The organism is Gilliamella apicola (assembly GCF_003202915.1).
GTDB classification, from domain to species: Bacteria; Pseudomonadota; Gammaproteobacteria; order Enterobacterales; family Orbaceae; genus Gilliamella; species Gilliamella apicola_Q.
This window is the reverse complement of record NZ_QGLP01000004.1, coordinates 172,423-198,086: the sequence shown is the minus strand read 5'-3', so window position 1 is coordinate 198,086 and position 25,664 is coordinate 172,423. Positions and strand designations below refer to the sequence as shown.

The window sequence follows — 25,664 nt, the reverse complement described above, 5'->3', positions numbered from 1 at the left end:
ACACTTTATTTTAAAATTTGAGGAAAGGCATATGTTTGACTATAAAATCCCGCTGAGTTTATATATACATATGCCATGGTGCGTACAAAAATGTCCATATTGTGATTTTAATTCACACAAAATGAAAAATACGCCCGATTATTCCGCATATATAGACCATTTAATTAATGATTTAAAACAAGACATCATGCTTTGTAATAATCGTGCTATCCACTCAATTTTTATCGGAGGCGGTACGCCAAGTCTTTTTTCTGCTGAGTTAATTAATAACTTATTAATCAATATTAATAAAATTATACCCATAAATTACGATGCCGAAATAACCATTGAGGCCAATCCCAATTCCGTTGATGTAGAAAGATTTAAAGGGTATCAACAAGCAGGAGTTAATCGTATATCAATTGGGGTACAAAGCTTTCAAGCAGATAAGCTTATAAAATTAGGACGAGTTCATAATCCACAAGAAGCCATAGATGCTGGCAAATTAGCAAATGACTTAAATTTAAAAAGCTTTAATTTAGATTTAATGCATGGCTTACCAAAGCAAACCCTTGATGATGCCTTGAATGATCTAAAACAAGCAATTACAATCGCGCCGCCACATTTATCATGGTATCAATTAACTATTGAGCCTAACACATTATTTGGTTCTAAACCGCCTATTTTGCCTGATGACGATATGTTATGGGATATTTACCAACAAGGTCATCAATTATTAACAAAACATGGTTATGAGCAATATGAGACATCAGCTTATGCAAAACCGAATTATCAATGCCAACATAATTTGAATTATTGGCGATTCGGTGATTATATTGGTATTGGTTGTGGCGCTCATGGAAAGTTAACCCAAAATGATGGAACTATTATTCGCACGGTAAAAACCAAACATCCTAAAGGTTATTTAGAAGGACGTTATTTAGAACGTTCTTATACTGTTGCAAAAGATGAGTTAGCCTTTGAATTTTTTATGAACAGGTTTAGACTATTTGAAGCTACGCCTAAATCTGAATTTGAACAACGAACTTTTTTACCGTTGCAATCCATTGATAAACCAATCTCACTGGCTATTGAAAAAAATTATCTGGTTGAGGATAACCAAAGCTGGCAAATAACTGACCATGGTAAGTTATTTTTAAATTCATTACTTGAAATATTTTTATAGAAATCTCGAAAAAATAAACAGTTAAATTTTATTTACTATTTATTAACAAAATACATACTAACAATTTAAAATAAGATGTTTATATCTTTACTTACTTTTATTAAAAAAAAAGGCATACTATTTTTGACAATGCATTTATTTCATTGTTTTCCTATTCCTTATGTTTTCCCAATAACCCTGTTATTGGGATTTTTTTTGCATTCAGGAAATAAGAAAAGCTTTGGTTACAAGATTAATCAATTATATGTTGTTAAAAATGCGCGGATTTCGTCAAGTTAAGATGTTCCATCTATCGGACCTAGTTTCGATACCGCTAACGCTCCACTGACATTAACAAATTTTAATGCAGTTTCAACACTATACCCTGCCAGTAACAAACCTACAAAGGTTGCACCAAAACAACCTCTAGCGCAAGTTGGATCTACAGAACCAACAGAAAAGCTATCAACATGAAACGTTTTAAGACTTTTTTGATCATCTAAACCATAATAATTCGCACCATTAGCGCCACCTTTTAAAACGATGTGCTTTATACCATTCTTAAGTAAATCTAATATTGCCTGTTGTTCACTTTCATCATTCTAGTTAAAATAGCGAACCTCTTTTTCGCTAAGTAAAAATATATCGGTATACTCCATGATATAGCCAAAAGATTGCTCCATCTCTTGAATACTAAATATCTCTTGGCGTAAATTAGGGTCAAAAGAAATTGTTCCGCCTTTATTTTTAATTATACCTATTGCTTTTCTCATCGCATCAATAGCACGAAAAGAGTATAGTGAAAACCCCATAACATGCAAATGAGTACAATCTTTTAACAAATTCTTATCAATATTATTGAACGATAACAACCCACATACACTATAAAAAATAGTATCACCATCATTAATATAGCTTAAACAAGCTTTTGCTAAATCAACATCGCGATTTCCTTTGGTATTACTAGTATTGATGGGAATAGAATTACGAACTAAGCTATAAGGGAAAATATAGATCGTCCCACCAAAGGAACGCTTCAAATATCCCTATTGTTCAAGTTAAATCTTGCCTGATTGTAACGTGAGAAAGCTTTAGCTGATTAGACAATTCGTCAACATTTACTTCTCCATTTTGGCGTACAATTTTTACGATATCTAGTCGACGTTTTAATAGGGTCGAAGATGCTCTAGCCAATTTTCACTTCCTATGTTACAAATAAAAATTAGAAATAAATACCATAATAATTTATCTACAGAAAATCAACAATAAACAACAATAGCTTCAATCTATCCCTCAATCATTGTCATAGAGATAAATTGCGATTTGTTATTTTAGGTAATAGCAAATACTTACCGAAGAAAAACACTCAAAAAATTACCCAATTTATTAATAAATAATTAATTTTTTTTAATTTAACTAACAATGTTGATACTTAATTATATTTTGTTTGATAAGCATAATTATCACAAATTAGTTTCAACTCGAAAATAAGGGTGTATATGATTTACTAAAGTTAAGAATTAGTGGGATGACTATTATTTCGAGCAATAACAGGTTAATGAAAGCCTAAAGAGAGCAATTTGCTATCCCTGTATTTAATATACATAATTTGGAAACGATGCAAGTAATTATTGAAACCATTGCCTAGTATCAATCGCCAGTTATTTTAACTTGTGCGCCAAGCTCATATTGCAATGCGGGAACAGAAAATATCATTCAAATTACCAATAAATTATCAAAAAGTATCATATTCCATCAACCGTTCATTTAGATCATCTTTAAAAATTTAGTGATATCGCCAATAAAATTAATATCGGCGTGTGAGCGGCAATGATTGATGAACAAAATGAATATAAATTGATCTCCAAAGGACCTTTTATTCCTGATAATAAAAAAACCAAAATACTTGCTATTCTTAAATAACAAAATAATAATAGTTATTAAAGAACATTGAAAGTTTACTAAATAAAAACAGATTGAAATGGATACAAAAAATATACTAGCAGTAATAAATTATTCTACTAATGTAACGGATAATTTTATGGCAGAGGACGCATTAAAATCCGCAGCTTTAAAAGAAGGTTTAGTTATTAAAATAGAAACTAATGGCGTAAAAGGTATAGAGAATCAGATAACTGATGCAGATATAGCTTATGCAATTGGTGTCATTATTATATCAGATAAAAGGGTTAATCCTACTCGTTTTAATGGGTTACCTATTATTGAAGTATCGATAAAAGATGCTATTTATGAAGCAGCACTACTAATTGAAAAAATAAATTCAGGTAATGTACCCGTCTACAAAAACTCAGAAAGTAACATTTATAAATTAGACAATCTAAATCAAAGAGAAGTAAAAGAACCTTGGCAAATGTATAAACATCTTACAAGTGGTGTTTATTATATGCTACCGTTTACTGTTGCAGGCGGACTATTAATTTCATTGTCATTATTATGTGGAATTTATTCTTCAGACCCAAACAATGCTGAATATAATGAGTTTGCTGCACTGCTGATTAAAATTGGAAGCCAAAGCATTCAACTAATGCTACCTATTTTCACTAGTTTTTTAGCCTATTCAATCAGCGGTCGTTATGGAATGATAGTAGGTTTTGTGGGCGGTTCAATTGTTAGTTTAAACGGTACTGGTATTTTAGGCTGCATTTCTGTGGGATTCACTGCAGGTTATTTAATGTTGTTTCTAGATAAATTGTTAAGTAATCTTCCTCGTTCATTTGAAGGGATTAAATCCATTTTAATAATGCCATTAATTGGTATATTTATAATTGGTGTAAGTGCGTATTTAAGTAGTAGGCGAATTGCCACTATCAGTACTAGTATGGCAGAGTGGTTATTCTCGTTACAATCAAGTAATCCTATTTTACTAGGTATTATTATTGGAACAATGTGCTCTTTCGACATCGGCGGCCTAATCAATAAAGCAGCTTATGCAACTAGTATTATGCTATTAGAAGAAGGTAATTACTATTTTATAGCTAGTGTTTCAGCGGCCTGTATTGTTCCACCTTTAGTTATTGCGTTTTCAACTACAATATTTCGAGGTAAAGCATTTACTAAAGAAGAACGTGCAGCAGGTATTGCAAATTATATACTTGGTTCAACTCTTATAACTGAGGGTGCTCTCCCTTTTGTAGCTAAAGATCCGTTTCGTGTCATTCCGATTATGATGTTTTCATCGACTATTGCTGCAGTATTGACATTTATATGTCAAATTCAAGTCCCGGCACCTCAAGGTGGTTTTCTAGTACTACCATTAGTTAATAAACCCTTTATATGGGTCGGCTGTATTTTTATTAGTGCATTAGTAGGAGCAATTTTATTAGGCTTAATTCGTACGCATGAAACACCAAAGCAACATTAGAAAAATAAAATAACTAAATAGTAAATATGGTCGATAATTAATTTAGTAAAAATATTTAACTTATTAAGATAAATTTAGAATAAGCAATATAAAAATTAAGAGTTGAAGTTGCTATTCTAATTCTTAGTAAAAAAAGATAAGTTAAGAATGATTATATTTGAACCATATATGATCATAATTTATGATTTATACATTTAGGAAATAGTCTAACTATTCCTCATGAAACTACAGATAAACGCGATAGTGTTATACAAACAGGATTAAAAGTCATCTATTACCCTGAAGGAGCAAATTGTGATTAAGATGATAATATTGCCTATGTTGTTATTGGTATAGCAGCTAAAAATAATGAATATTTAGATATTTTGCGTCAATTAACCACAGCAGTTATTGCTGAAGATACTTTAGCGCGAATTCAATCCGTTAAAAAACCAGAAGAGCTATTAACAATCCTTCAAGGCAACTAATATAACCATCCCATGAGAAGAGACGATGTGAAATCATGGGAGGTTAACTCCAACTGATTCACAATTAATCAATTAAAGCGGTTAATACAGTAAGTTTTTAAACTATAAGAAGAATATTAGGTAGTAAAAAATTCCAGACGATTATTGATAATTGTTTTATTGTTAACCATTTCAAATGAGTCCAAAATGCCTTCCCAAGTAATACCTAGAACAATTAACATTCCTTCAAAATCATAATAATAACGTATCTGATCTTCAATAAAACTATCTTTAAATCTATAGTTATGGTTAAATTCATCAGTTAACTCAAACGGGTGACCAATCTTAAAATCAAAACCAAGGTAACTTAAAATTTGATTAGCTTTATCAATTAAAAAAGCGTTATCCGTAATATCTTGAATTGATAATGCCTCAACGCGATCTAAAATATAAAAAAATAGAATTTGATAACCACCTTTTCCTATGCCTTGGACATCAGCGTAACTAAAATCTTCTTTAAAAGTGTTATATTGATTTGAACAAAAAAAATCATCAATATTGAGCATACTAAATTTTGTTTTATCATACATATCAATTAAATCGCTTTTCTATTTCTAGTTTTCATCTTATTTAACTTATTTAACTTATTGAATTATGATCAAGATAAAAATTTACTTTCTTTTTAAAATAATCCTTAAATCATCACCCACAGCAACTACCGATTCAAATTGAAATTGAGGTGCTAAGGATAATTTTTTAAGATTAGGTAATACACATAAATCTTTTGCATTATGACCTAGCAATTTAGGCGCATAATAAATAATGAGTTCATCAACTAAATCTTGTTCAATCAACGCACCAGCAAGATGTGCCCCTGCTTCAACCCAAACAGAATTAATCTGATTTTTACCTAATTCCTTTAATAATTTGACTAAATCTATCTGATTTTGGGCTGAGGATTCAATAATTAGCTTGGTATTGGTTTTAATTATTGGAATATTTTGCTTGCGCACTATCCATGTTTCACCCGATTGACTAAAGATATTTTCATTGCCGGTTAATCGATTTTGACTGTCTATAATAACGCGAATCGGTTGTCGAATATTTTCTAGTGGATAAATTTTTCTAATCTCATTAGGTAATTCGTTATATCTAACCGTTAAACTGGCATTATCAGCTTGAACGGTTGCTCGGGTACTTAAAATACAACTAGCTTGCGCTCGATATTGTTGTACATCTTGTCTTGCTACACTTGAAGTAATCCATTTACTTTCACCCGATGCCATAGCAATTTTACCATCTAACGAGGCAGCAAGCTTAAGTTGTACATAGGGTGTGCCTGTGCGCATACATTTTAAAAAACCTTTATTAATCGCTTCGGCTTGTTCATTCAAAACACCAACCATAACTTCAATACCGGCGTCTTTTAAACGTTTAATCCCCTTACCAGCAACGTTAGGATTAGGATCTTGCATCGCAATAACAACCCGTTTAATTCCGGATCTAACAAGAGCATCAGCACAAGGGGGCGTTCGGCCATAATGGCTACAGGGTTCAAGTGTTACATAAGCGGTGGCATCTTTGGCTTCATCACCTGCCATTTTTAATGCATAGACTTCTGCATGCGGTAAACCCGCTTTTAGATGAAAACCTTTACCAATAATCTGATCATTTTTAACAATGATACAACCTACATTAGGATTTGGTGTAGTAGTAAAACGACCAAGTTTAGCAAGTTCAATAGCTTGCTGCATATAAAATTGATCTTTATCCATAGCCATTGTATTAAATTAGATTATTTTTGTTGCAACTTAGCAATTTCATTACTGAATTGTTCAATGTCGTCAAAACTGAAATAAACAGAAGCAAAACGAATATAGGCAACCTTATCAAGGTTTTTAAGTTCTTCAATAACAAAATTACCAATTAATTTGGCTGGTACTTCGCGTTCTCCTGTTGCTCTTAGTTTTGATTTAATTCGCGTGATGGCATCTTCTATTGCATCAAAACTAACTGGGCGTTTTTCAAGGGCTCGTTTTATACCATTGCGAAGTTTATCTTCATTGAAAGGTTCGCGAACCTTATTGCTTTTGATTACATTAGGCATAATTAACTCAGCCACTTCAAATGTAGTAAACCGTTCATTACATTCGACACATTGTCGACGGCGACGAACCTGAAAACCTTCTCCTACTAGGCGAGAATCAATAACTTTTGTATCATCTGCATTACAAAACGGACAGTGCATAAATATATCCTGATAACGTTTTAACTTAACTTACAATAGCCGAAATTAGTCATTTAAACAAGATTTCAGCTAAGTAATATATATTCTAAAAATTTGTAATCAAAATAAATGCTAAAAATCCGTCACCAATCTAGTGACGGCAATCAAATTTACCATGTTAATGAGATTAAGAAATCACGCAATTTAGTAAAATCATCCGGCATATAGTGAGAAAGTAATGGCATTTCAGCTCTTTCAGCCAAGGCTGATGGTAATGAGATTGAGCGACCAAGGATGTCTTCAACCACTTCTTTGAATTTAGCTGGATGAGCTGTTCCTAAAAATAAACCATACTCTCCTTTTTGCAGCTGATCGCGTAATGCTCGGTAGGCGATAGCGCCATGAGGCTCAGATAAATAACCTTTTTTATCCAACTCCTGAACCGTTTTTACTGAAACTTCGTCAGAAACAGCTGCATGCCCTAATGATTTAAGAACCCAACCTTCTCGCTGATAAATTTCTTCGATTCTTGGCCAGTTGTTTGGTTGACTAACATCCATAGCATTAGATAATGTTGCCACGGTTTTATGTGGTTCCCATTTACCGGTTTCTAAATAACGAGGAACAGTATCATTAGCATTTGTCGCAGCAATAAAGCGTTTGATAGGTAGTCCCATGGTTTTTGCCAGTAAACCAGCCGTTAAATCGCCAAAATTACCACTTGGTACGGAAATAACTAATTGTTCACGTTGTTTGGCGGTGAGTTGCGCATTAGCTTCAAAATAATAGCAGATTTGCGCTAAAAGCCGACTGATATTAATTGAATTAGCTGAGTTTAAACCAATGGTTGTTTTTAGTTCTTCATCATCAAATGCTTTTTTAACTAAAGCTTGGCAGGCATCAAAATCACTTTGAATAGCAATGGTGTGAATGTTATCACCTAACGTACAAAAGAGCTTCTCTTGTAATGGGCTAATTTTACCTTCTGGATATAAAATCACGACGCGAATATTCGGTAAGTGATAAAATGCATGGGCAACAGCAGCACCAGTATCTCCCGAAGTTGCGGTCAAAATGGTGATTTTTTTATCAGCAGCAACTTGGACTAAAGCTTGTGCCATAAAGCGTCCACCAAAATCTTTAAATGCTAATGTCGGACCATGATAAAGTTCCAAAGATCCAATATCATCTTCTACCGATTTAACAGGGGCAGGAAATTGGAAAGCATTTTGCACTAATCGATGCATATCATTATCGTTAATTTCATTGCCAATAAAAGCGGATAAGATTTTGGCACTGCGTGTAATAAAGTCCATTTTTAATAATGCTTCTATTTCTTGAGCAGAAAATTTTGGCAATTGTTCTGGGAAAAACAGGCCTTGTCCTCTTCCTAATCCTTGTTGTACTGCCTGCGCAAAACTAACCTGCTCAGAATGATCTTTTAAGTTATACAGTTTCATAATGTTTTCCAATAATTTTATACTTTAATTGTTTTCTTTTTGATTTAATCTTATTGTTTTATTTAATAACAATTAACTTAAATCTCTCTTGCACCTTGTGGATCTATTTTACAAATGTGCGTAAAACCATCTTCATTTTGTAAATAAGAACTTTTTAACAATGACTCTATCTGTTTTGCAGTTTCAAGATTATCTGCTACCACAAACATTGTCGGTCCTGAGCCAGATATACCAGAGGCTAATGCGCCAAGTTGTTTTACCTTTATTTGTGTTGCATCGAAATTAGGTAGCAATTGTTTACGATAAGGCTCGGCGATATTATCAATCAACATTGCCGCTGCAAGTTTGGGTTGTTTGGTATAACAAGCATGTAAAAAACCGCCTACATAACGACCATGCGCAACACAATCTGCTTTTTGATATTGAGCAGGTAATATTGCTCGAGCTTCAGCTGTAGAAACTTTAATACCTGGATAAGCCATTACCCAATACCAATTGTCAAAATGAGGTATCGCTTCACTTATCACCCCCATTTCATCAAGGATAAGTTGCATTCCACCTAAGTAACAAGGAGCGACATTATCATAATGCACACTACCAGAAATTCGACCTTCTAGTTCCCCCATCATGGAAAGCATTTCATATTGATTAAATGGTTCATCAAAAAATTTATTTAATGCCACAAAAGCACCAACGACAGAACAAGCACTTGAACCTAATCCAGAACCAATTGGCATGTTTTTTTCAAGCATTATGTTAACCGGTAATGTTTTACCCATAGCCTTACAAAAACGTTGCCAACATTGATAAACAATATTGTATTTGGGATCCTTGGGTAATTTTTTAACAAATTGACCTTTGCTTGTAAGACTAAACTCAGTTGCCGACTCAATGGTAATACAGTCACCTAACATCGCCCCACTAATTGGATTGATTGCTGCACCTAAAATATCAAAGCCAACACTAATATTTGCCATTGATGCTGGTGCATAAACAGTTAATGATTTATGACTCATTTAGCCTCCAATTTTTCCAGATGTGGTTCGTAAAATATCAGCAAACACACCCGCTGCAGTTACATCATTACCGGCACCGTAACCACGTAATACTAATGGAATTGGTTGATAATACCTGGTATAAAATGCTAATGCATTTTCACCATTTTTAACTTTATAAAGAGGATCTTCAGTATCTACGGCTTCTATTTTGACTCTACATTGATCTCCATCGATGTTAGCAACATAACGTAGAACTTTTCCTTCTTTAGCGGCTTTTTCTGATTTTTCTTTAAATTGCGCATCGAGTTCCGGAAGTTTTGCCATAAACTCATCAATATTGCCTTGAGAATATTCTGCTGGTAGCACAGATTCAACATTAATTTGATCCAGTTCAAGTTGTAATCCAGCTTCCCTTGCTAAAATTAATAGTTTCCTTGCTACGTCGGTTCCGGATAAGTCATCACGCGGGTCAGGTTCGGTAAACCCTTTCTCTTTCGCCAACTTAGTTGCTTCTGATAATGACATACCTTCATCTAACTTACCAAAAATAAAAGATAATGAACCCGATAAAATTCCGGAAAACTTAATTAATTCGTCACCGGCATTAAGCAGATTCTGTAAGTTCTCGATTACCGGTAGCCCAGCACCAACGTTGGTATCATATTGGAATTTACGCTTACTATTTGCTGCTTCTTGGCGTAAACGAAGGTAATAAGCCATTGAACTGGTGTTGGCTTTTTTATTCGGGGTTACCACATGAAAACCATTAGCCAGAAAATCAACATATTTATCTGATACATCACTACTTGAAGTACAATCGACTAAAATTGGATTAAGCAGCCGGTTATTTTTAGCAAATTCAATAATACCGTTTAGATTATAACTGGTTTCACTTTGTTTTATTTGATCACGCCAATTATCTAAGTTAATTCCATCACGATTAAGTACTGAGTGTTTGGAATTAAATAAACCACAAACCCGTAGGTCAATTTGTTTATTTTTAAGCCATTTTTGTTGACGACCGATTTGATCCACCAAGGCACCACCAACACCACCAACACCAATAACAAATACATCTAACATTTTGTCAGTACCGAATAACATTTGGTGAGTCACTCGAACCCCCATTACCGCAACATCATTATCAACCACAACTGAGATTGAGCGTTCTGATGAACCTTGGGCAATTGCCACAATGTTAATATTGGCGCGCGCTAATGCGGTAAAGAAGTTAGCCGATAAGCCACGTAAAGTACGCATGCCATCACCAACTACGGAGATAATCGCTAATTTTTCAATTACTTCAATTGGTTCGAGTAGGCCATCTTTTAATTCTAAATAAAACTCTTCACTCAATGCCTCTTCCGCGCGGTATAGTTCGGTTTGAGGCACACAAAAACTAATACTATATTCAGACGATGATTGGGTAATAAGTACGACAGAAATACCGGCATAGGACATGGCGGAAAAAACCCGCGCCGACATACCAACCATACCTTTCAATCCTGGACCTGATACATTTATCATGGCCATATTATTTAAGTTAGTAATACCTTTGACGGGCGTTGAACTGTCAATCACATTAGCGCCAATTAAAGTGCCTGGAGCATCTGGATTATTGGTATTTTTGATTAAACATGGAATTTGGAATTGCGCAATCGGTAAGATTGTTCTTGGGTGAAGCACTTTAGCACCAAAATAAGATAATTCCATAGCTTCTTGATAAGACATTGTTTGTAGTAGTTTGGCATCTGGCACAATTCGCGGATCACAGGTATAAACTCCATCGACATCGGTCCAAATTTCACAGCTATTGGCGCGTAAACAGGCGGCTAATACTGAAGCCGAATAATCTGAACCGTTACGTCCTAAAACAACTAATTCACCCTTTTCATTACCTGCGGTAAAACCTGGCATCAAAATTATATTTTCTGGAGGAATACGCATTTCACTGATTCGATGAGATGACTCGACAATATCAACTGTCGACTCTAAATAATCGCCTTGCGCAATTAACATTGCCACAGGATTAATAACAGTAACTTCATGCCCTTTTGCTTTTAGCAATTCTTCCATTATAGCAATCGAAAGTTTTTCACCTCGACAAATGATAGTGGCATTAATACTATCCGGACATTGGCCTAATAGTCGAATACCTTCTAACAGTTGTTTGACATTATTTAGCTCATTAAGAGCAAACTTTTTCATTTTTTCATAGGCAAAATTAGGAAGCGCTTCGGCAATACCAGCTAATAAGTCAGCAAAGATTTTTTCAGCATCGTAGATATTAGTTTGGATATCTTGCTTGGCAACTGTTTTTTCGACCATTGCAACTAAATGATTGGTAATTTTAGCGGGTGCAGATAAAACCGTTGCCGTCTGTTCTTGTTTAGCATTATTTTCAATAATCTCTGCTACACGCAAAAAGCGTTCTGCGTTGGCAACAGATGTTCCTCCAAATTTTAAAACTTTCATATCACACCTTACTTATTTTTCTAATTTATGCCAATAATAATTCAAAATACCATTTTTAAAAGATATACATAAAATCAATATATTGAATTGTTTTTACTTTAATTTATGTTTTTGAATTTTTTGTTTCACAAAGTAAAAAACCCGCCTTTTTGGCGGGTTTTTCGAAATTTTTTTAAGGAAAAATCAACCCGCCCTATAATTAATAATAGTGCCGGTGGTACCAATAATACCTGAAATCATCATTACCATTTTATTATTTTTCCTAAAATAAACTCTAAACAAAACAGCCCGACATTTTCATGTCAGGCTGTAAATAACTAAAATACCTTTTTGCTGTTTTCGTATTCATTGACTACTTTGTTTAATGCTTGATAGATACTTTCAGCATTTCGTTTTTGTAATGCTTCATCAAGTATATTGAGATACGATAACATTAATTTTTGATTGTCTTCAGCAAATTGTGGTGAAACCTCCTGATCTTCATATAACATGACATAAGTGCGTGCAAACCCAAAAATCAAAAAGTAAACGGCTGCGTTACTTGGATCTTCTTGGATTAATGTCCTCATAGCCTTACGTAGTTTTACGTACGAATCGGTACCAGGCAAGCTTGTCGCAAATGTTTTTGTTACTTCAGAAAATGTCATTGCTAAAACCTCAATCAAAATCACAAGCGAAAAGAATAGCAATCCATTAACATAAGTGCAAGTCTATTTTGTTTAACAATCCTATTTTTTTCATTTATTTCATTTAGAGTATTGATATTATTAAATTTTTTGAATTTTTGTTTAAACACCTTTACAAACAGCTAAACCTGCCGAGGCTTGTGCCACCGGCATAATTTCAATTGAATTGACATTAAAATGACTTGGCGTATTCACTAACCATGAGACAGTATTAGCGATATCTTCTGGAGTGATAAAGTCCACATCTTTATACACTGCAGCTGCTTGTTCGGCATTACCATGGAATCGCACATTTGAAAATTCGGTTCCTCCACACAATCCTGGTTCAATGTTTGTTACTCTGACCTTTTTACCTAATAAATCTGTTCTTAGATTAGCACTAAATTGTTTAACGAACGCTTTGGAAGCACCATAAACATTACCACCTTTGTAAGGATAAGTACCCGCAACAGATCCAAGATTAATGATGTAACCATTATTACGTTCAACCATTCCTGGTAAAATTTGATGGGTTAAATGAACTAACCCTACGACATTAGTTTCAATCATTGTTTGCCAATCATTGTAGTCTGCTTCATATGCGGGTTCTAAACCTAAAGCTAATCCGGCATTGTTAATTAATATATCAATAGGCTGAAATTCTTTAGGTAGTTGTAATAAAATTGTTTCAACAGAGTCTTTTTTGCTAACATCTAGCGTTAAAGGTAAAAAGTTATCTCCTAACTCTTGTGCCAGTTTTTGTAATTTATCAAGTCGTCTTGCTGCACCAATTACTTTATAACCATCTGCAATAAGTTTTCGACAAATAGCTTGTCCAAATCCAGATGAAGCGCCAGTAACCAAAACAATATTCATATTCATTCTCCTTTTATACTCTTGGTAGTTATATGAGTATACCTTTGTGATATGGAAAGAAAACAACCATAAGTGAAGTGGCAAAATATTTTCAATTAGCTTGATAGCCTAAATATTGGTAAATTTTTTTTGCATAACCTAAAAAAAACCCGCTAAGAAGCGGGTTGATATCGTATATTTCATTTAGATGGTTCTTCGGATGACTCATCATCTTTCAAAGGAACAATCAACGTATCAATATGGGTATTGTTGATTAATTGACGAGCTGAAGACATTAATTTACTCCAAAAATCTTGGTGATGACCACAAACAACCAGATCTGCACCATATTCATGAATAGCTTCAATTAATACTTGTCCAAATTCACCATTACCAGAAAGAGTATGTGCAATTGGATAACCTGCATCAGCCGCTAATTTATTCAATGCGATATGAGCATCTTCATTAATGCGATCTTTCATATCATTCATATTAATATCAACTAAACCAGTATAAAGATCGGAATAGTTAATACCCACATGAATGAGTGATATTTGAGCATTATATGGTCTAGCCATAGAGACTGCTTTTTCAACAAGAACTTCACTTTCAGGTGATAAATCCACTGCGACTAAAATATGTTTATAAGCCATAATATCTACTCCTTCCTATTTTGATGCTCTAATTAAACTAAAGTTTTATACTTCCTTTTTACTACTAAATTAATTTTTGAGCAAGCCAAAAAAGTGACCCAGATAACAATATTGAAATCGGCAAAGTAAGAACCCAAGTAAGTGCGATATTTTTAATCGTTTTACTTTGTACTCCTCCACCATCGACAATCATGGTTCCTGCAACCGATGAAGAAAGAACTTGCGTTGTCGATACCGGCATTCCGGTATAACTTGCTATACCAATAGATAACGCCGTAGTTATTTGCGCCGAAACTCCTTGTGCATAAGTCATCCCTTTTTTACCTATCTTTTCACCAATAGTGATAGCTACACGTCGCCAACCAATCATTGTTCCTACCGCAAGCGCCGAAGCTACCCCGATAATTATCCAAATTGGTGCATATTCGACTGTTTTTAATAAATCATTATTTAATGATTTTAAATACTGCTTATCTTTATTAGATATATTGGGTTGTTTAGCTACATGCGATACGGTATCAGATAAACATAATAAAATACGTCTAGCTTGTGAACGTTGGTCAACATTAAGCGAGTCATAATCATTGATTTTGTTAAATAGACTATTAGCAATACCCAAGGTAATAAATGATTTTGAATAATCACAATGATATTTATTTAAATCATTTTCTGGGATTGCTGTTTCTACCGCTGATTGTTTACCAATTACTGAATTAAGATCTTCATTATGAGAGATGAAGTACTCTTGAATATTATGAATCGCATTTCTGGTATTAGTAATCTCATAGGTTGATGCACCCATGTTAACAATAAAACCAGCCGGTGCAATCCCCATCAAAACTAGCATCAATAAACCAATCCCTTTTTGCCCATCATTTGCGCCGTGCGAGAAACTTACGCCAGCAGCTGAAATAATAAGCATTATACGAATCCAAAATGGCGGTTTCTTTTTACCATATAGTTTTTCACGCTGTTCTGGCGTCATAAAAATTCGTTCTCTTTTTTTACTACGTTTTTTACCTTGTCCTTTACGAGTCCAATATTTGCGTAATAAAAAAATCATTAAGCCAGCTATAACCAAACCAACGATAGGTGAAATAATTAATGATAAAAAGATTTGTATCATTTTCGGAATATTAAGTGCCTCAATGATAGACGTATCCATAATAAAGGCATTAGCCAATGCGACACCAATAATGGCACCAATCAGCGTGTGGGAACTAGAAGCAGGGATACCTACATACCAAGTACCTAAATTCCAGATAATCGCGGCAAATAAAATTGAGAATACCATTGCCAGTCCATGAGCAGAACTTACATTCAGTAATAAATCTGTAGGTAAAAGATGAACAATTGCATAAGCAACACTAAGTCCACCAAGTAATACCCCAAAAAAGTTGAACATACCAGCCATAAAAACAGCAAGTTGTTCTTTTAATGCTCGAGTATATATTACTGTCGCAACAGCATTTGCGGTGTCATGAAATCCATTAATTGCCTCATAAAAAAGAACAAAAAATAGTGCTAAAACTAATAATATAATGGTGGAAAAGTCTAAATCAGCAAATAGATGAAACATAATATATCTTTCTGTTGTTAATAGCGGCTCTATTATCCTTGAGAATAACCTAATGAGCAAAACAATTTTTACATTTTTCGCTTCGCGTAATGAGAAGCTAAAACAGCACAGATCATTAATTGTACTTGATGGAAAATCATTAGCGGTAAGATTATTATTCCTGTTATCGACATAGGAAAGATTACACTAGCCATTGGTATACCACTGGCTAAACTTTTTTTAGAACCACAAAATACGATGGTAATTTCATCTTCTTTACTAAAACCCAATAATCGTGAGCTATAGGTCGTAATCAATAACACAATTGTTAATAAAATTATTGAATAAACAATGATCTCTACAAGAGATAACCAACTGACTTTAGACCAAATACCATTCACAACTGCATCACTAAAAGCGACATAGACAACTAATAATATTGATATACGGTCAGTTTTGGAAATCACACTTTTGTACTTATCAACCCATTTGCCAATAAAACGCCTCGATAAATGACCGATAATAAATGGCAACATCAGTTTAAGCATAATAGATTCAATGGCATCTAATATATTCATCGATTCAGCAGCTTGCGTGTGCATTAACACACCCACTAATACCGGTGTAAGAAATACACCTAACAATGTAGATGCCGATGCGCTACAAATTGCAGCAGCGACATTGCCTTTTGCAATTGATGTAAAGGCAATTGCCGACTGAACTGTAGCCGGTAGGACACAAAGATAAACAAAGCCTAGATAAAGATCTTCTGATAAAAAAGTGGGGACGAGCAATTGCATCATCACACCTAAAATCGGGAATACGACGAAAGTAATAATGAAGATTAATAGATGCAACCGCCAATTTTTAATGCCGAGAATGATCGCCTCAAACGACAGTTTTGCTCCATGCATAAAAAACAATAGACCTATAGCAAAAGTGGTAAGATTTTCAAAAATAACTTTTGCTTCTCCTTCACATGGAAAAATAGTTGCTGTAGTCACAACACAAATCAAAATCAGCAAGAATGAATCAATTTTAAAGCGTTGAAGTATATTCATGATAGTCGTTTGATTAGTTAATAAAAAAATCGCCACAAAAGTGGCGATGTATCTGCAAATATAAATTATTCTAAGAAACTTCGAAGGACATCAGATCGGCTAGGATGACGTAATTTACGTAATGCTTTAGCCTCAATTTGACGAATACGCTCACGCGTTACATCAAATTGTTTACCGACTTCTTCAAGCGTATGGTCGGTATTCATATCTATACCGAATCGCATACGTAAGACTTTTGCTTCACGTGGTGTTAAACCAGATAAAATATCACGCGTTGCGCTACGCAAACTTTCAGATGTCGCTGCATCTAATGGTTGCTCAAGTGCAGTATCCTCAATAAAATCACCTAAATGTGAATCTTCATCATCACCAACTGGTGTTTCCATTGAAATTGGTTCTTTGGCGATTTTTAATACCTTACGAATTTTTTCTTCCGGCATTTGCATGCGTTCAGATAACTCTTCCGGTGTTGGTTCACGACCAATTTCCTGTAACATTTGACGAGAAATACGATTTAGTTTATTGATTGTTTCAATCATATGCACTGGGATACGAATTGTTCTTGCTTGGTCAGCAATAGAACGAGTGATAGCTTGTCTAATCCACCAAGTTGCATAAGTCGAGAATTTATATCCTCGGCGATATTCAAACTTATCAACCGCTTTCATCAATCCAATATTACCTTCTTGGATAAGGTCTAGGAACTGTAAACCACGGTTGGTATATTTTTTAGCAATTGAAATTACTAGACGTAAGTTTGCTTCAACCATCTCTTTCTTCGCACGTCGTGCTTTAGCTTCGCCAATAGACATTCTTCTATTAATATCTTTGATTTGCTCAATAGAGAGATTCGTTTCTGTTTCAATTTTTTGTAAAGCAGTAATTTGCTCTTCAATTGACGATTCAAACTCTTTTAATTTAGCGGCATATGCGTTTTTACTAGTAGACGCTTTTATATACCAGTCCATGCTATTTTCATTACCAGTAAAATGCGTCATAAACTGTTTCTTTGGCATTTTACATTGTTCAACACAGATTCGCATAATAACTCGTTCATGTGATCTTACTCGATCCATCATGCTTCTCATGTTATTAACGAGAATGTCAAACTGCTTGGCTACTAATCTGAATTGTTTGAATACTTCTGATAAATTTTCAATTTCTTGTTGTGCTTTTTTATGAGCACGACCATATTTTTTGATTGCCGCAGAAGTTTTATCATGTTGCTCTTGTAGTTCAGCAAATTTTGCTCTTGCTACTTCAGGATCAATAGAAACATCATCATCAGCTGAAGAGTCGCTATCTTCTTCACTTTCATCATCACTATCGTCAATGTCAATATCCTCTTCAACATCTTCCAACTCTTCAGGAAGTTCTTCTTCGGATTCTTCAGCATTAGGATCGACAAAGCCAGTGATGAGATCGGATAAGCGAACTTCACCGCTTTCAACTAAATTATATTGTTCTAAAAGATAAGTAATGGCTTCTGGGTATTCAGATACTGAGGTTTGAACTTGATTAATTCCATCTTCAATACGTTTTGCGATATCAATTTCGCCTTCACGGGTTAATAGTTCAACCGCACCCATTTCACGCATATACATACGCACAGGGTCAGTAGTTCGACCTATCTCTGATTCTACATTAGATAAAACTAATGCTGTCGCTGCTTCAACTGCCTCTTCATCTGGAACATTATCAGAAAGTAATAATTCATCTGAGTCTGGGGCTTCTTCAAGTACTTGAATCCCCATATCATTGATCATTTGAATAATATCTTCAATTTGATCTGAATCAATAATTTCTTCAGGCAAGTGATCATTGACGTCAGCATAGGTCAGGTATCCCAGCTCCTTACCCCGTATAATCAGGAGTTTTAACTGTGATTGAGAATTTTGCTCCATAAAGTATCACCATTTAGTTATTCGGTCATGTATATTATATGTGCAGAACAAAAATTATTTTTCTACACATACCCTTTATATTTAGTCTTTTTTTGATAAAACAAGTATTAGTGTCGCTAATTCTTTTTTCTCTGCGGTACTTAATCCGGAGACTCTCTCTTTTGCGATCAGTTCATCTTGCCTTTGGGCGAGTATATTATCATATAACTCTTTTAACGTATGAGAAAAAATTGATTCTATCTCATCATCTTGGTAATGGTACTCCCATGTTGCTAACCGATTAAGTTGTTTATAATATGGTCGGTTAATACATTCAGTTAATAATTGTGCTGTAGTAATATTTGGATATTGTTGGCATAATTCAAGTAGCTCAATAAATATCTCAATTCCTGCCAAGTTAACTTGTCGCATCACATTGATATCTGAAACTATTTTAGCTAGATTTGGATATTGGAGTAACAGACCAATTAAAATCCGCATAGTGGTTAATTTCATCTTTGGCAAAGGTGAAGAATCGATAGTTGTATTTTCACCTTTATTTTGATTAGCCGCGATAAGTTTTTCTATTTGAGATACATCAAGTAATCCTAAATAACGACCTAACTCTTGAAGTAAATTCAGTCTAAATACTTTCGCCTTTACTTGTTCAAGCAAAGGTAAAGCAAGTGAACTCAATTTAGCTTTCCCTTCAGGTGTTTTCAAATCAACTTGTTTTAATAACTCATCAAACAAAAACTCAGATAAGTTAGAAGCTTTATTTATATAATCTTCAAAGCCATCTTTACCCACTTTACGCACAAAGCTGTCAGGATCTTCATCTTGAGGCAAAAAAGCAAAAGTGATCTCTTTACCATCAATCAAACATGGCAGCAATACATTAAGCGCTCGCCATGCGGCATTTCGCCCGGCATTATCGCCATCATAACTAAATATTACTGAATCGGTTGCCCTAAATAGCAATTTAATATGTTCTTCAGATGTTGAGGTACCTAGTGCGGCAACGGCATAGTCAATACCATATTGGGCTAGCGAAACCACATCCATATAGCCTTCAACCACAATTAATTTATCAGGATTACGATTAACTTCTTGTGCTTCATAAAGACCATATAATTGAAAACCTTTATGAAAGATCGGCGTTTCTGGTGAATTAATATATTTAGCTGAATCATTGATAATGGTTCGACCACCAAAAGCGATAACATTACCTTGTCTATCCCTAATTGGGAACATTATACGTCCGCGAAATCGATCGTATTGATTACCATTATCACTAGTAACCAACATACCCGCACGATCATATAAAGCTAATTCTTCTTTGCTTTTAACCACATTTTGTGAAGTTAAACGCCATTCATTAGGTGCGTAACCTATTTTGTATCTACTGATGATTTCTGAATTTAAACCACGTTGTTCAAGATAGCGATGCGCATCCTCTGATGTCGATAATGCTAACTGCTGTTGGTAAAAATCCGTTATCTTTGCCATCAAAGAGTAAAGATCTCGACGCACATTACGAGATTCAATTTGCTTTGATTGATCGGCTTGATTATTTTCGCTATCCGTGTAAGGAACTCGAATGCCTTGCATACTAGCGATTTCCTCAATAGCCTCAGGAAAAGACAATCGCTCATATTGCATCAAGAAGTTTACTACCGAACCCGAAGCTCCACAGCCAAAGCAGTAGTAAATTTGTTTCTTTTCGCTTAATGAGAAAGAGGCGGTTTTTTCATCATGAAAAGGGCAACAACCAAAATAATTATTCCCCTTTTTTTTCATTTTAACGCGCTTACCTATCACATCAAGAATATTGGTGCGGGCAAGCAAATCTAAAATAAAATCGCGAGGAATAAGACCTTTCATGATAAAATTCAACCATTTATGGTATTACACAAAGACAACAAGCCGTAGTCATGGTACGGCTTGTTAAAATTTTATATTAAAAATATAAATGAATTTATATTTTCCGTATAAATATTAATATAGACGAGTGCGACGAGCGTTTTCTCTTTCTAATTTCTTAGCGTGGCGTTTAACAGCAGCTGCTTTTGCGCGTTTACGAATAGTTGTTGGCTTTTCGTAAAATTCACGGTTACGAACTTCAGCTAAAACTCCTGCTTTTTCGCAAGAACGTTTAAAACGACGTAATGCTACATCGAAAGGTTCATTTTCACGTACTTTAATTACTGGCATGTGCCTCTCACCTCAAATTTGGTTAATATCACTAGGGACTAAAAATCAGTGCGCAATTTTACCTCTATTTCATATAAGTTGTAAAGTAAAATATCGTATAATTACGCTGCTATAAATTATTTGCTAATCTCGTTCTTGAGTCAGATAATAAAACCGTTTAATCAAAAATATAGGTGTTTTTATGTCGTCAATCATTACCGGCCAATACCCTCAACGACGATTACGTCGTAATCGTGCTCATGATTTTAGCCGCCGCCTGGTTGCAGAAAATCATTTAACTGTAGATGATTTAATTTATCCAGTATTTATCGTTGAAGGAAAAAATATCACCCAATCGGTAGCTTCAATGCCCAATGTTAAACGAATGAGCATAGATGTATTACTGCAAGAAGCCGAACAAGTTGCTAAATTAGGTATTCCTGTACTGTCTTTGTTTCCAGCTATCGAACCTTCGGCAAAATCATTATTAGCTGAAGAAGCTTATAATGAAAACGGATTGATACCCAAAGCAATCCGAGCGTTAAAAAAAGCATTACCAGAACTAGGAGTCTTAACGGATGTCGCGCTTGATCCATATACGACACACGGTCAAGATGGCATTATTGATGATAACGGATATGTTCTTAATGATATATCTGTCGAAGCTTTAACAAAACAAGCATTAGTACAAGCAGAGGCCGGGGCAGATATTATAGCACCAAGTGATATGATGGATGGTCGAATTGGCGTCATTCGTAATGCTTTAGAGTCACACCAATTTGTTAATACTCAGATAATGGCTTACTCAGCCAAATATGCATCGAGCTTTTATGGTCCTTTCCGTGATGCGGTTGGTTCTGCAAAAAATATTAAAGGTGGCAATAAAAAAACGTATCAACTCGATCCGGCCAACGCTAATGAAGCGTTACAAGAAATTTACCAAGATTTAAGTGAAGGCGCTGACATGGTAATGGTTAAACCCGGTTTACCTTATCTAGATATTGTGCGTAAAGTAAAAGATACTTTTGCCGTACCAACCTTTGCCTATCAAGTATCTGGCGAATATGCAATGTTAATGGCCGCAATCAAAAACGGTTGGTTGGATGAAAAATCGGTCATCATGGAATCATTACTCTGTTTTAAACGAGCTGGGGCAGATGGTGTTTTAACTTATTTTGCCAAACAAGTTGCGCTATGGCTCAATAGCCAAGAGTGATAAAAGTTTTAACTCAATTTGAGTTCAGTGGACAACTTACGACTAAACTCATGTTATTTATACAGCAATATGTGAAGATTCTAGTACGATTAACTTAATCAGAATCCTTGAATATCTATAAATTATTATACAATGTGAATATGATGAGTTTTACTCACCATATTCATCATATTCTCGGCAAAGTATTAAGGTATCTTCAATCAAACGCCTTGCTATCGTGCCATACTCAGGTATTTTTGGTAATTGAGAATAGTGATACCAATTTGCTTCCACCAACTCGTTTTTATCGACGGTAATTTCGCCACTTTCGTAATCAGCTAAATAAGCCATCATCATAGAGTTAGGGAATGGCCAAGGTTGTGAACCGACATAACGAATATTTTTAATCTTTATCTTTGACTCTTCATACACTTCACGAGCAACTGTCATTTCCATGGTTTCACCAATTTCAGTAAAACCCGCTAATACAGTATATAAATTATCTTGATTATGCCTTACATGTTTTGCCAATAAAATTTTATTTTTATTGCGAATAGCGACAATAATGGATGGTGAAATTTGTGGGTAATAACGTTGCTGACAATGATCACATAGACAACACCATTCGGTTTGACTGATATACATTTCATGACCACAATAGCCGCAATATTTATGAGAACGATAAAACTCTGACAACTGTACTGCCCTGCCAGCCATATTAAATAATGATTGATCTCCAATATTGAGTAAAGGTCTAATCGAACCCATTGAATCTTGCATTTCTTGGCAAATCAACCATGTAGTTTGCCCATTCCATTCACCGATTGATTGAGCTAAATTATTGGTAAAACCAAATTGACTCGCAACACCATTAGGCACCTCACCATTAGGCAACCATAATCGTCCATTTTTGCTAACGAACCAGTAACCTTTTTCATTACCAACTAAATTAAATTGTTTTTGTATATTCATCGCATCAATACTCGAAAATTAACTACTAAAAAGGAGGATTTTACTCCTCCTTTTTATCAATACTATTTCTTTTTCTTCTCATGAAGACCTTTTTTCTCAAGCTCCCAGTAAATTATACGTTGCTGTGCAATGGTAAATAAGTTACTTACGATATAGTATAAAACTAGACCTGATGGGAACCATAAAAAGAATACCGTAAAGATTAATGGCATATAAGTCATTAATTTTTGTTGTAACGGATCGGTAACCGGAGTTGGTGACATCTTCTGAATTAAGAACATGGTTGCCCCCATTAATAATGGGAAAATATAATATGGATCTTGTGCAGATAAGTCATGGATCCAAAGTGCAAATGGTGCATGACGTAGCTCAACCGTGTTACCTAACATATAAAATAGAGACAAGAAGATCGGCATTTGGATCAACAATGGTAAACAGCCGCCAAGAGGATTAACTTTCTCTTGTCTATAAAGTGCCATGGTTTCCATGCTCATTTTTTGTCTATCATCACCATAACGCTCTTTTAGTGCCTGTAAACGAGGTTGTAATAACTTCATTTTGGCCATTGAACGGTACTGTGCTCGCGTGAGTGGGAATAAAATACCTCGCACAATAAAGGTGATAACTATTATTGAGAAACCCCAATTTCCAATAAAACTATGGATAAATTTTAATAAATAAAACAGTGGTTGAGATAAGAACCATAACCAACCATAATCCACGATTAAATCAAGATGATTAGCCGTTTCTTTCAATTCACTTTGAATTTCAGGGCCTAACCATAGTTTGGCATTAATTAATTGTGTTTTACCAGGTTGAATAACGGTTGTTTCACCTTTAAAACCAATTGTTGCTTGTGAGTTATTAGCTGTTGCACGTGAATAGAATAGATTATTTTGACCCTGCGCCGGAACCCAAGCAGAGGCAAAATAGTGTTGCAACATGGCAATCCAACCAGTATTCGTTTCAACTCTCAACGCTTTATCTTTAATATCACCGAAACTATATTTACTATAATTGGTGTCCGCACTAGAATAAGCTGTACCACGGAAGGCGCTTAACCCTAATCCGCCACCGCCTTCAGTAACGGCATCTTTTGGTAGTTCAATTGTTTGTTTTAACTGACCATACATTGACACTTCTAAAGGATTTTTGCTCTGGTTATTTACCTCATACTGTACATCAATCGCATAATTACCACGATGTAAGATGTAATATTTAGTAAAGGTTGCGCCATTAACTGTATAGATAAGTGGAACCTTTAACTCATCTTGACCATCAGCTAAAACATACTCAGTTTGAGCAGTTTGATACACAGGTCTTTTTGAACCTTGACTAGCATTATCTGGACCATCTTTGCCGGTTAATCCACTTTCAGCAATGTAAATAAAATCCGGAGTTGAGGTTAATAGCTGGAAAGGTGTACCTGAATGAAGAGTCTGCTCGTATTTCAACAATTGGGCAGCTTGTACATCGCCACCATAGGTATTAACCGTTAATGACAATACATCAGATTTTATTGCGACTGTTTTACCTTGCGCAGAATCCGCCGGTGAATTATCTTCACCTATTTGTTGTGTCAATTGGTTAGCAACTGGCGGTTTTGGCGCATGATCGTCTTCCCAAGCTCTCCAAACAAGGAAAGAGACAAAAAGTAAAGCAATGACTAAAATATTACGTTGAGATCCCATTAGTGTTTTTCTCTATTGGTTTTAATTTTCTTAGGAGGAACAAAATCTTCTCCTCCTTCATGTAAAGGGTGACATTTTAATACACGTTTGAGCGTTAGCCAACCACCTTTTATCAATCCGAAGCGTCTAAATGCAATTATTGCATATTGTGAACAGCTAGGAGTAAAGCGACATTTTGGGCCCAATAGTGGGCTAATGACATGTTGATATAGCTTGATAATAAAAACAAAAACATTAACAATCATATATTTAACTGCATAAACATGCTGTTTAATGATCAATAATAGCTTGTTTAATTTTTTTGTTTTTTGATGATTTGCTGACATAGTTTATCTAATGTCTCAACTAATTGTTGATTATTCAATTGTATAACAGGCTGTTTAGCCATCAAAATAAAATCGATATTAGGAAACTGATGTTGGTGATGACGAAAATATTCTTTAGCTAATCGTTTAATACGATTACGCTCATGCGCTCGTTTAACCTGTTTTTTGGCTATAGCAAAACCTAATCTAGGATGATTTAGTGAGTTCTTACGTGTAACCAAAGTCAGAAAAGGAGAACCTGCGCGAATAGATTCTTGAAAGACATGATTAAAATCTAAGGGAGTTAACAAGCGTAACTCCCGAGGAAAAGTGAGTTTAGTCACCCAACTTTTTAACTAGCAACAGTTAAACGAACACGGCCTTTAGCGCGACGACGAGCAAGAACTTGACGACCGTTTTTAGTAGCCATACGAGCACGGAAACCGTGAGTTCTATTGCGTTTTAATACTGATGGTTGAAATGTGCGTTTCATGACGATTT

Annotated in this window: 25 protein-coding genes; 3 read left to right on the top strand and 22 right to left on the bottom strand. The window is 34.8% G+C overall.

Annotation, left to right across the window (positions count from 1 at the left end; translation table 11 throughout):
• Positions 1-31: 31 nt before the first annotated feature.
• Positions 32-1,165 carry a radical SAM family heme chaperone HemW gene (hemW, locus tag DKK79_RS02415; RefSeq protein WP_110422688.1) on the top strand — a complete coding sequence of 378 codons (1,134 nt, stop codon included), beginning with the start codon at positions 32-34 and terminating at the stop codon, positions 1,163-1,165.
• Between the two features lie 275 nt (positions 1,166-1,440).
• Here the strand turns inward: hemW and DKK79_RS14820 are convergent, their stop codons facing one another.
• Genes DKK79_RS14820 through DKK79_RS14815 form a run of 3 tightly spaced genes read right to left on the bottom strand, consistent with a single transcriptional unit; the run spans position 1,441 to position 2,338 of the window.
• Positions 1,441-1,722 carry a PfkB family carbohydrate kinase gene (locus DKK79_RS14820; RefSeq protein WP_110422687.1) on the bottom strand — a complete coding sequence of 94 codons (282 nt, stop codon included), beginning with the start codon at positions 1,720-1,722 and terminating at the stop codon, positions 1,441-1,443.
• Between the two features lie 24 nt (positions 1,723-1,746).
• Complete coding sequence (locus DKK79_RS02405) at positions 1,747-2,184, bottom strand: hypothetical protein (protein WP_110422686.1); 438 nt, start codon at positions 2,182-2,184, stop codon at positions 1,747-1,749.
• A gap of 13 nt (positions 2,185-2,197) precedes the next feature.
• Entirely contained in the window at positions 2,198-2,338 is a 141-nt protein-coding gene (locus tag DKK79_RS14815; protein WP_220018988.1) for a DeoR family transcriptional regulator, read from the bottom strand.
• A 787-nt stretch (positions 2,339-3,125) separates the two neighbouring features.
• Here DKK79_RS14815 and DKK79_RS02395 point away from each other — a divergent pair.
• Complete coding sequence (locus DKK79_RS02395) at positions 3,126-4,526, top strand: PTS fructose transporter subunit IIC (protein ID WP_110422685.1); 1,401 nt, start codon at positions 3,126-3,128, stop codon at positions 4,524-4,526.
• Between the two features lie 583 nt (positions 4,527-5,109).
• Here DKK79_RS02395 and DKK79_RS02385 read toward each other — a convergent pair.
• The 14 genes from DKK79_RS02385 to rpsU form a co-directional block, all read right to left on the bottom strand.
• A complete protein-coding gene (locus tag DKK79_RS02385; RefSeq protein ID WP_110422683.1) occupies positions 5,110-5,562 on the bottom strand; it encodes a hypothetical protein in 453 nt (150 codons plus the stop codon).
• 81 nt (positions 5,563-5,643) lie between these two features.
• Positions 5,644-6,747: a bifunctional diaminohydroxyphosphoribosylaminopyrimidine deaminase/5-amino-6-(5-phosphoribosylamino)uracil reductase RibD gene (ribD, locus tag DKK79_RS02380; protein WP_110423293.1), complete on the bottom strand. Its 1,104-nt coding sequence runs from the start codon at positions 6,745-6,747 to the stop codon at positions 5,644-5,646.
• Positions 6,748-6,767: 20 nt separating this feature from the next.
• Complete coding sequence (nrdR, locus tag DKK79_RS02375; protein WP_034882816.1) at positions 6,768-7,220, bottom strand: transcriptional regulator NrdR; 453 nt, start codon at positions 7,218-7,220, stop codon at positions 6,768-6,770.
• 149 nt (positions 7,221-7,369) lie between these two features.
• Positions 7,370-8,659: a threonine synthase gene (gene thrC, locus DKK79_RS02370; RefSeq protein WP_110422682.1), complete on the bottom strand. Its 1,290-nt coding sequence runs from the start codon at positions 8,657-8,659 to the stop codon at positions 7,370-7,372.
• A 77-nt stretch (positions 8,660-8,736) separates the two neighbouring features.
• Positions 8,737-9,675 (bottom strand): homoserine kinase, encoded by a 939-nt coding sequence (gene thrB / locus DKK79_RS02365; RefSeq protein WP_110422681.1) that lies wholly within the window; start codon positions 9,673-9,675, stop codon positions 8,737-8,739.
• Complete coding sequence (gene thrA, locus DKK79_RS02360; RefSeq protein WP_110422680.1) at positions 9,676-12,132, bottom strand: bifunctional aspartate kinase/homoserine dehydrogenase I; 2,457 nt, start codon at positions 12,130-12,132, stop codon at positions 9,676-9,678.
• Between the two features lie 317 nt (positions 12,133-12,449).
• Positions 12,450-12,779 carry a hypothetical protein gene (locus tag DKK79_RS02355; RefSeq protein ID WP_110422679.1) on the bottom strand — a complete coding sequence of 110 codons (330 nt, stop codon included), beginning with the start codon at positions 12,777-12,779 and terminating at the stop codon, positions 12,450-12,452.
• A 141-nt stretch (positions 12,780-12,920) separates the two neighbouring features.
• Positions 12,921-13,673: an SDR family oxidoreductase gene (locus DKK79_RS02350; protein WP_110422678.1), complete on the bottom strand. Its 753-nt coding sequence runs from the start codon at positions 13,671-13,673 to the stop codon at positions 12,921-12,923.
• A 179-nt stretch (positions 13,674-13,852) separates the two neighbouring features.
• Positions 13,853-14,305, bottom strand: a complete 453-nt coding sequence (gene uspA / locus DKK79_RS02345) for a universal stress protein UspA (protein ID WP_110422677.1) — start codon at positions 14,303-14,305, stop codon at positions 13,853-13,855.
• A gap of 64 nt (positions 14,306-14,369) precedes the next feature.
• The gene (gene pitA, locus DKK79_RS02340) at positions 14,370-15,884 is read right to left on the bottom strand and encodes an inorganic phosphate transporter PitA (protein WP_110422676.1); all 1,515 of its coding nucleotides are present in this window, start codon (positions 15,882-15,884) and stop codon (positions 14,370-14,372) included.
• Positions 15,885-15,952: 68 nt separating this feature from the next.
• Positions 15,953-16,924, bottom strand: a complete 972-nt coding sequence (locus tag DKK79_RS02335; protein WP_110422675.1) for a bile acid:sodium symporter family protein — start codon at positions 16,922-16,924, stop codon at positions 15,953-15,955.
• Between the two features lie 65 nt (positions 16,925-16,989).
• Positions 16,990-18,828 (bottom strand): RNA polymerase sigma factor RpoD, encoded by a 1,839-nt coding sequence (rpoD, locus tag DKK79_RS02330; protein ID WP_034882804.1) that lies wholly within the window; start codon positions 18,826-18,828, stop codon positions 16,990-16,992.
• A gap of 81 nt (positions 18,829-18,909) precedes the next feature.
• Complete coding sequence (gene dnaG / locus DKK79_RS02325) at positions 18,910-20,691, bottom strand: DNA primase (protein WP_110422674.1); 1,782 nt, start codon at positions 20,689-20,691, stop codon at positions 18,910-18,912.
• Between the two features lie 114 nt (positions 20,692-20,805).
• A complete protein-coding gene (gene rpsU, locus DKK79_RS02320) occupies positions 20,806-21,021 on the bottom strand; it encodes a 30S ribosomal protein S21 (protein WP_034882800.1) in 216 nt (71 codons plus the stop codon).
• A 181-nt stretch (positions 21,022-21,202) separates the two neighbouring features.
• Here rpsU and hemB point away from each other — a divergent pair, with 181 nt between their 5' ends.
• Entirely contained in the window at positions 21,203-22,216 is a 1,014-nt protein-coding gene (hemB, locus tag DKK79_RS02315) for a porphobilinogen synthase (RefSeq protein WP_110422673.1), read from the top strand.
• Positions 22,217-22,366: 150 nt separating this feature from the next.
• Here hemB and nudC read toward each other — a convergent pair whose 3' ends face one another.
• The 5 genes from nudC to rpmH form a co-directional block, all read right to left on the bottom strand.
• The gene (gene nudC / locus DKK79_RS02310; protein ID WP_110422672.1) at positions 22,367-23,167 is read right to left on the bottom strand and encodes an NAD(+) diphosphatase; all 801 of its coding nucleotides are present in this window, start codon (positions 23,165-23,167) and stop codon (positions 22,367-22,369) included.
• 62 nt (positions 23,168-23,229) lie between these two features.
• On the bottom strand, positions 23,230-24,858 hold the full coding sequence (yidC, locus tag DKK79_RS02305; protein ID WP_110422671.1) for a membrane protein insertase YidC: 1,629 nt from the start codon (positions 24,856-24,858) through the stop codon (positions 23,230-23,232).
• Complete coding sequence (gene yidD / locus DKK79_RS02300; protein WP_034882864.1) at positions 24,858-25,103, bottom strand: membrane protein insertion efficiency factor YidD; 246 nt, start codon at positions 25,101-25,103, stop codon at positions 24,858-24,860. The genes yidC and yidD overlap by 1 nt, the downstream gene beginning before the upstream one ends.
• A 47-nt stretch (positions 25,104-25,150) precedes the next feature.
• Positions 25,151-25,507: a ribonuclease P protein component gene (gene rnpA / locus DKK79_RS02295; protein ID WP_110422670.1), complete on the bottom strand. Its 357-nt coding sequence runs from the start codon at positions 25,505-25,507 to the stop codon at positions 25,151-25,153.
• 8 nt (positions 25,508-25,515) lie between these two features.
• The gene (gene rpmH, locus DKK79_RS02290) at positions 25,516-25,656 is read right to left on the bottom strand and encodes a 50S ribosomal protein L34 (RefSeq protein WP_025314679.1); all 141 of its coding nucleotides are present in this window, start codon (positions 25,654-25,656) and stop codon (positions 25,516-25,518) included.
• Positions 25,657-25,664 lie beyond the last annotated feature (8 nt).

What these genes read in the sequence shown, in the direction of transcription:
- hemW (WP_110422688.1), top strand. Translation starts at nt 32, where the DNA reads ATGTTTGACTATAAAATCCCGCTGAGTTTATATATACATATGCCATGG.
- DKK79_RS02395 (WP_110422685.1), top strand. Translation starts at nt 3,126, where the DNA reads ATGGATACAAAAAATATACTAGCAGTAATAAATTATTCTACTAATGTA.
- DKK79_RS02385 (WP_110422683.1), bottom strand. Translation starts at nt 5,562, where the DNA reads ATGTATGATAAAACAAAATTTAGTATGCTCAATATTGATGATTTTTTT.
- ribD (WP_110423293.1), bottom strand. Translation starts at nt 6,747, where the DNA reads ATGGATAAAGATCAATTTTATATGCAGCAAGCTATTGAACTTGCTAAA.
- nrdR (WP_034882816.1), bottom strand. Translation starts at nt 7,220, where the DNA reads ATGCACTGTCCGTTTTGTAATGCAGATGATACAAAAGTTATTGATTCT.
- thrC (WP_110422682.1), bottom strand. Translation starts at nt 8,659, where the DNA reads ATGAAACTGTATAACTTAAAAGATCATTCTGAGCAGGTTAGTTTTGCG.
- thrB (WP_110422681.1), bottom strand. Translation starts at nt 9,675, where the DNA reads ATGAGTCATAAATCATTAACTGTTTATGCACCAGCATCAATGGCAAAT.
- thrA (WP_110422680.1), bottom strand. Translation starts at nt 12,132, where the DNA reads ATGAAAGTTTTAAAATTTGGAGGAACATCTGTTGCCAACGCAGAACGC.
- DKK79_RS02355 (WP_110422679.1), bottom strand. Translation starts at nt 12,779, where the DNA reads ATGACATTTTCTGAAGTAACAAAAACATTTGCGACAAGCTTGCCTGGT.
- DKK79_RS02350 (WP_110422678.1), bottom strand. Translation starts at nt 13,673, where the DNA reads ATGAATATTGTTTTGGTTACTGGCGCTTCATCTGGATTTGGACAAGCT.
- uspA (WP_110422677.1), bottom strand. Translation starts at nt 14,305, where the DNA reads ATGGCTTATAAACATATTTTAGTCGCAGTGGATTTATCACCTGAAAGT.
- pitA (WP_110422676.1), bottom strand. Translation starts at nt 15,884, where the DNA reads ATGTTTCATCTATTTGCTGATTTAGACTTTTCCACCATTATATTATTA.
- DKK79_RS02335 (WP_110422675.1), bottom strand. Translation starts at nt 16,924, where the DNA reads ATGAATATACTTCAACGCTTTAAAATTGATTCATTCTTGCTGATTTTG.
- rpoD (WP_034882804.1), bottom strand. Translation starts at nt 18,828, where the DNA reads ATGGAGCAAAATTCTCAATCACAGTTAAAACTCCTGATTATACGGGGT.
- dnaG (WP_110422674.1), bottom strand. Translation starts at nt 20,691, where the DNA reads ATGAAAGGTCTTATTCCTCGCGATTTTATTTTAGATTTGCTTGCCCGC.
- rpsU (WP_034882800.1), bottom strand. Translation starts at nt 21,021, where the DNA reads ATGCCAGTAATTAAAGTACGTGAAAATGAACCTTTCGATGTAGCATTA.
- hemB (WP_110422673.1), top strand. Translation starts at nt 21,203, where the DNA reads ATGTCGTCAATCATTACCGGCCAATACCCTCAACGACGATTACGTCGT.
- nudC (WP_110422672.1), bottom strand. Translation starts at nt 23,167, where the DNA reads ATGAATATACAAAAACAATTTAATTTAGTTGGTAATGAAAAAGGTTAC.
- yidC (WP_110422671.1), bottom strand. Translation starts at nt 24,858, where the DNA reads ATGGGATCTCAACGTAATATTTTAGTCATTGCTTTACTTTTTGTCTCT.
- yidD (WP_034882864.1), bottom strand. Translation starts at nt 25,103, where the DNA reads ATGATTGTTAATGTTTTTGTTTTTATTATCAAGCTATATCAACATGTC.
- rpmH (WP_025314679.1), bottom strand. Translation starts at nt 25,656, where the DNA reads ATGAAACGCACATTTCAACCATCAGTATTAAAACGCAATAGAACTCAC.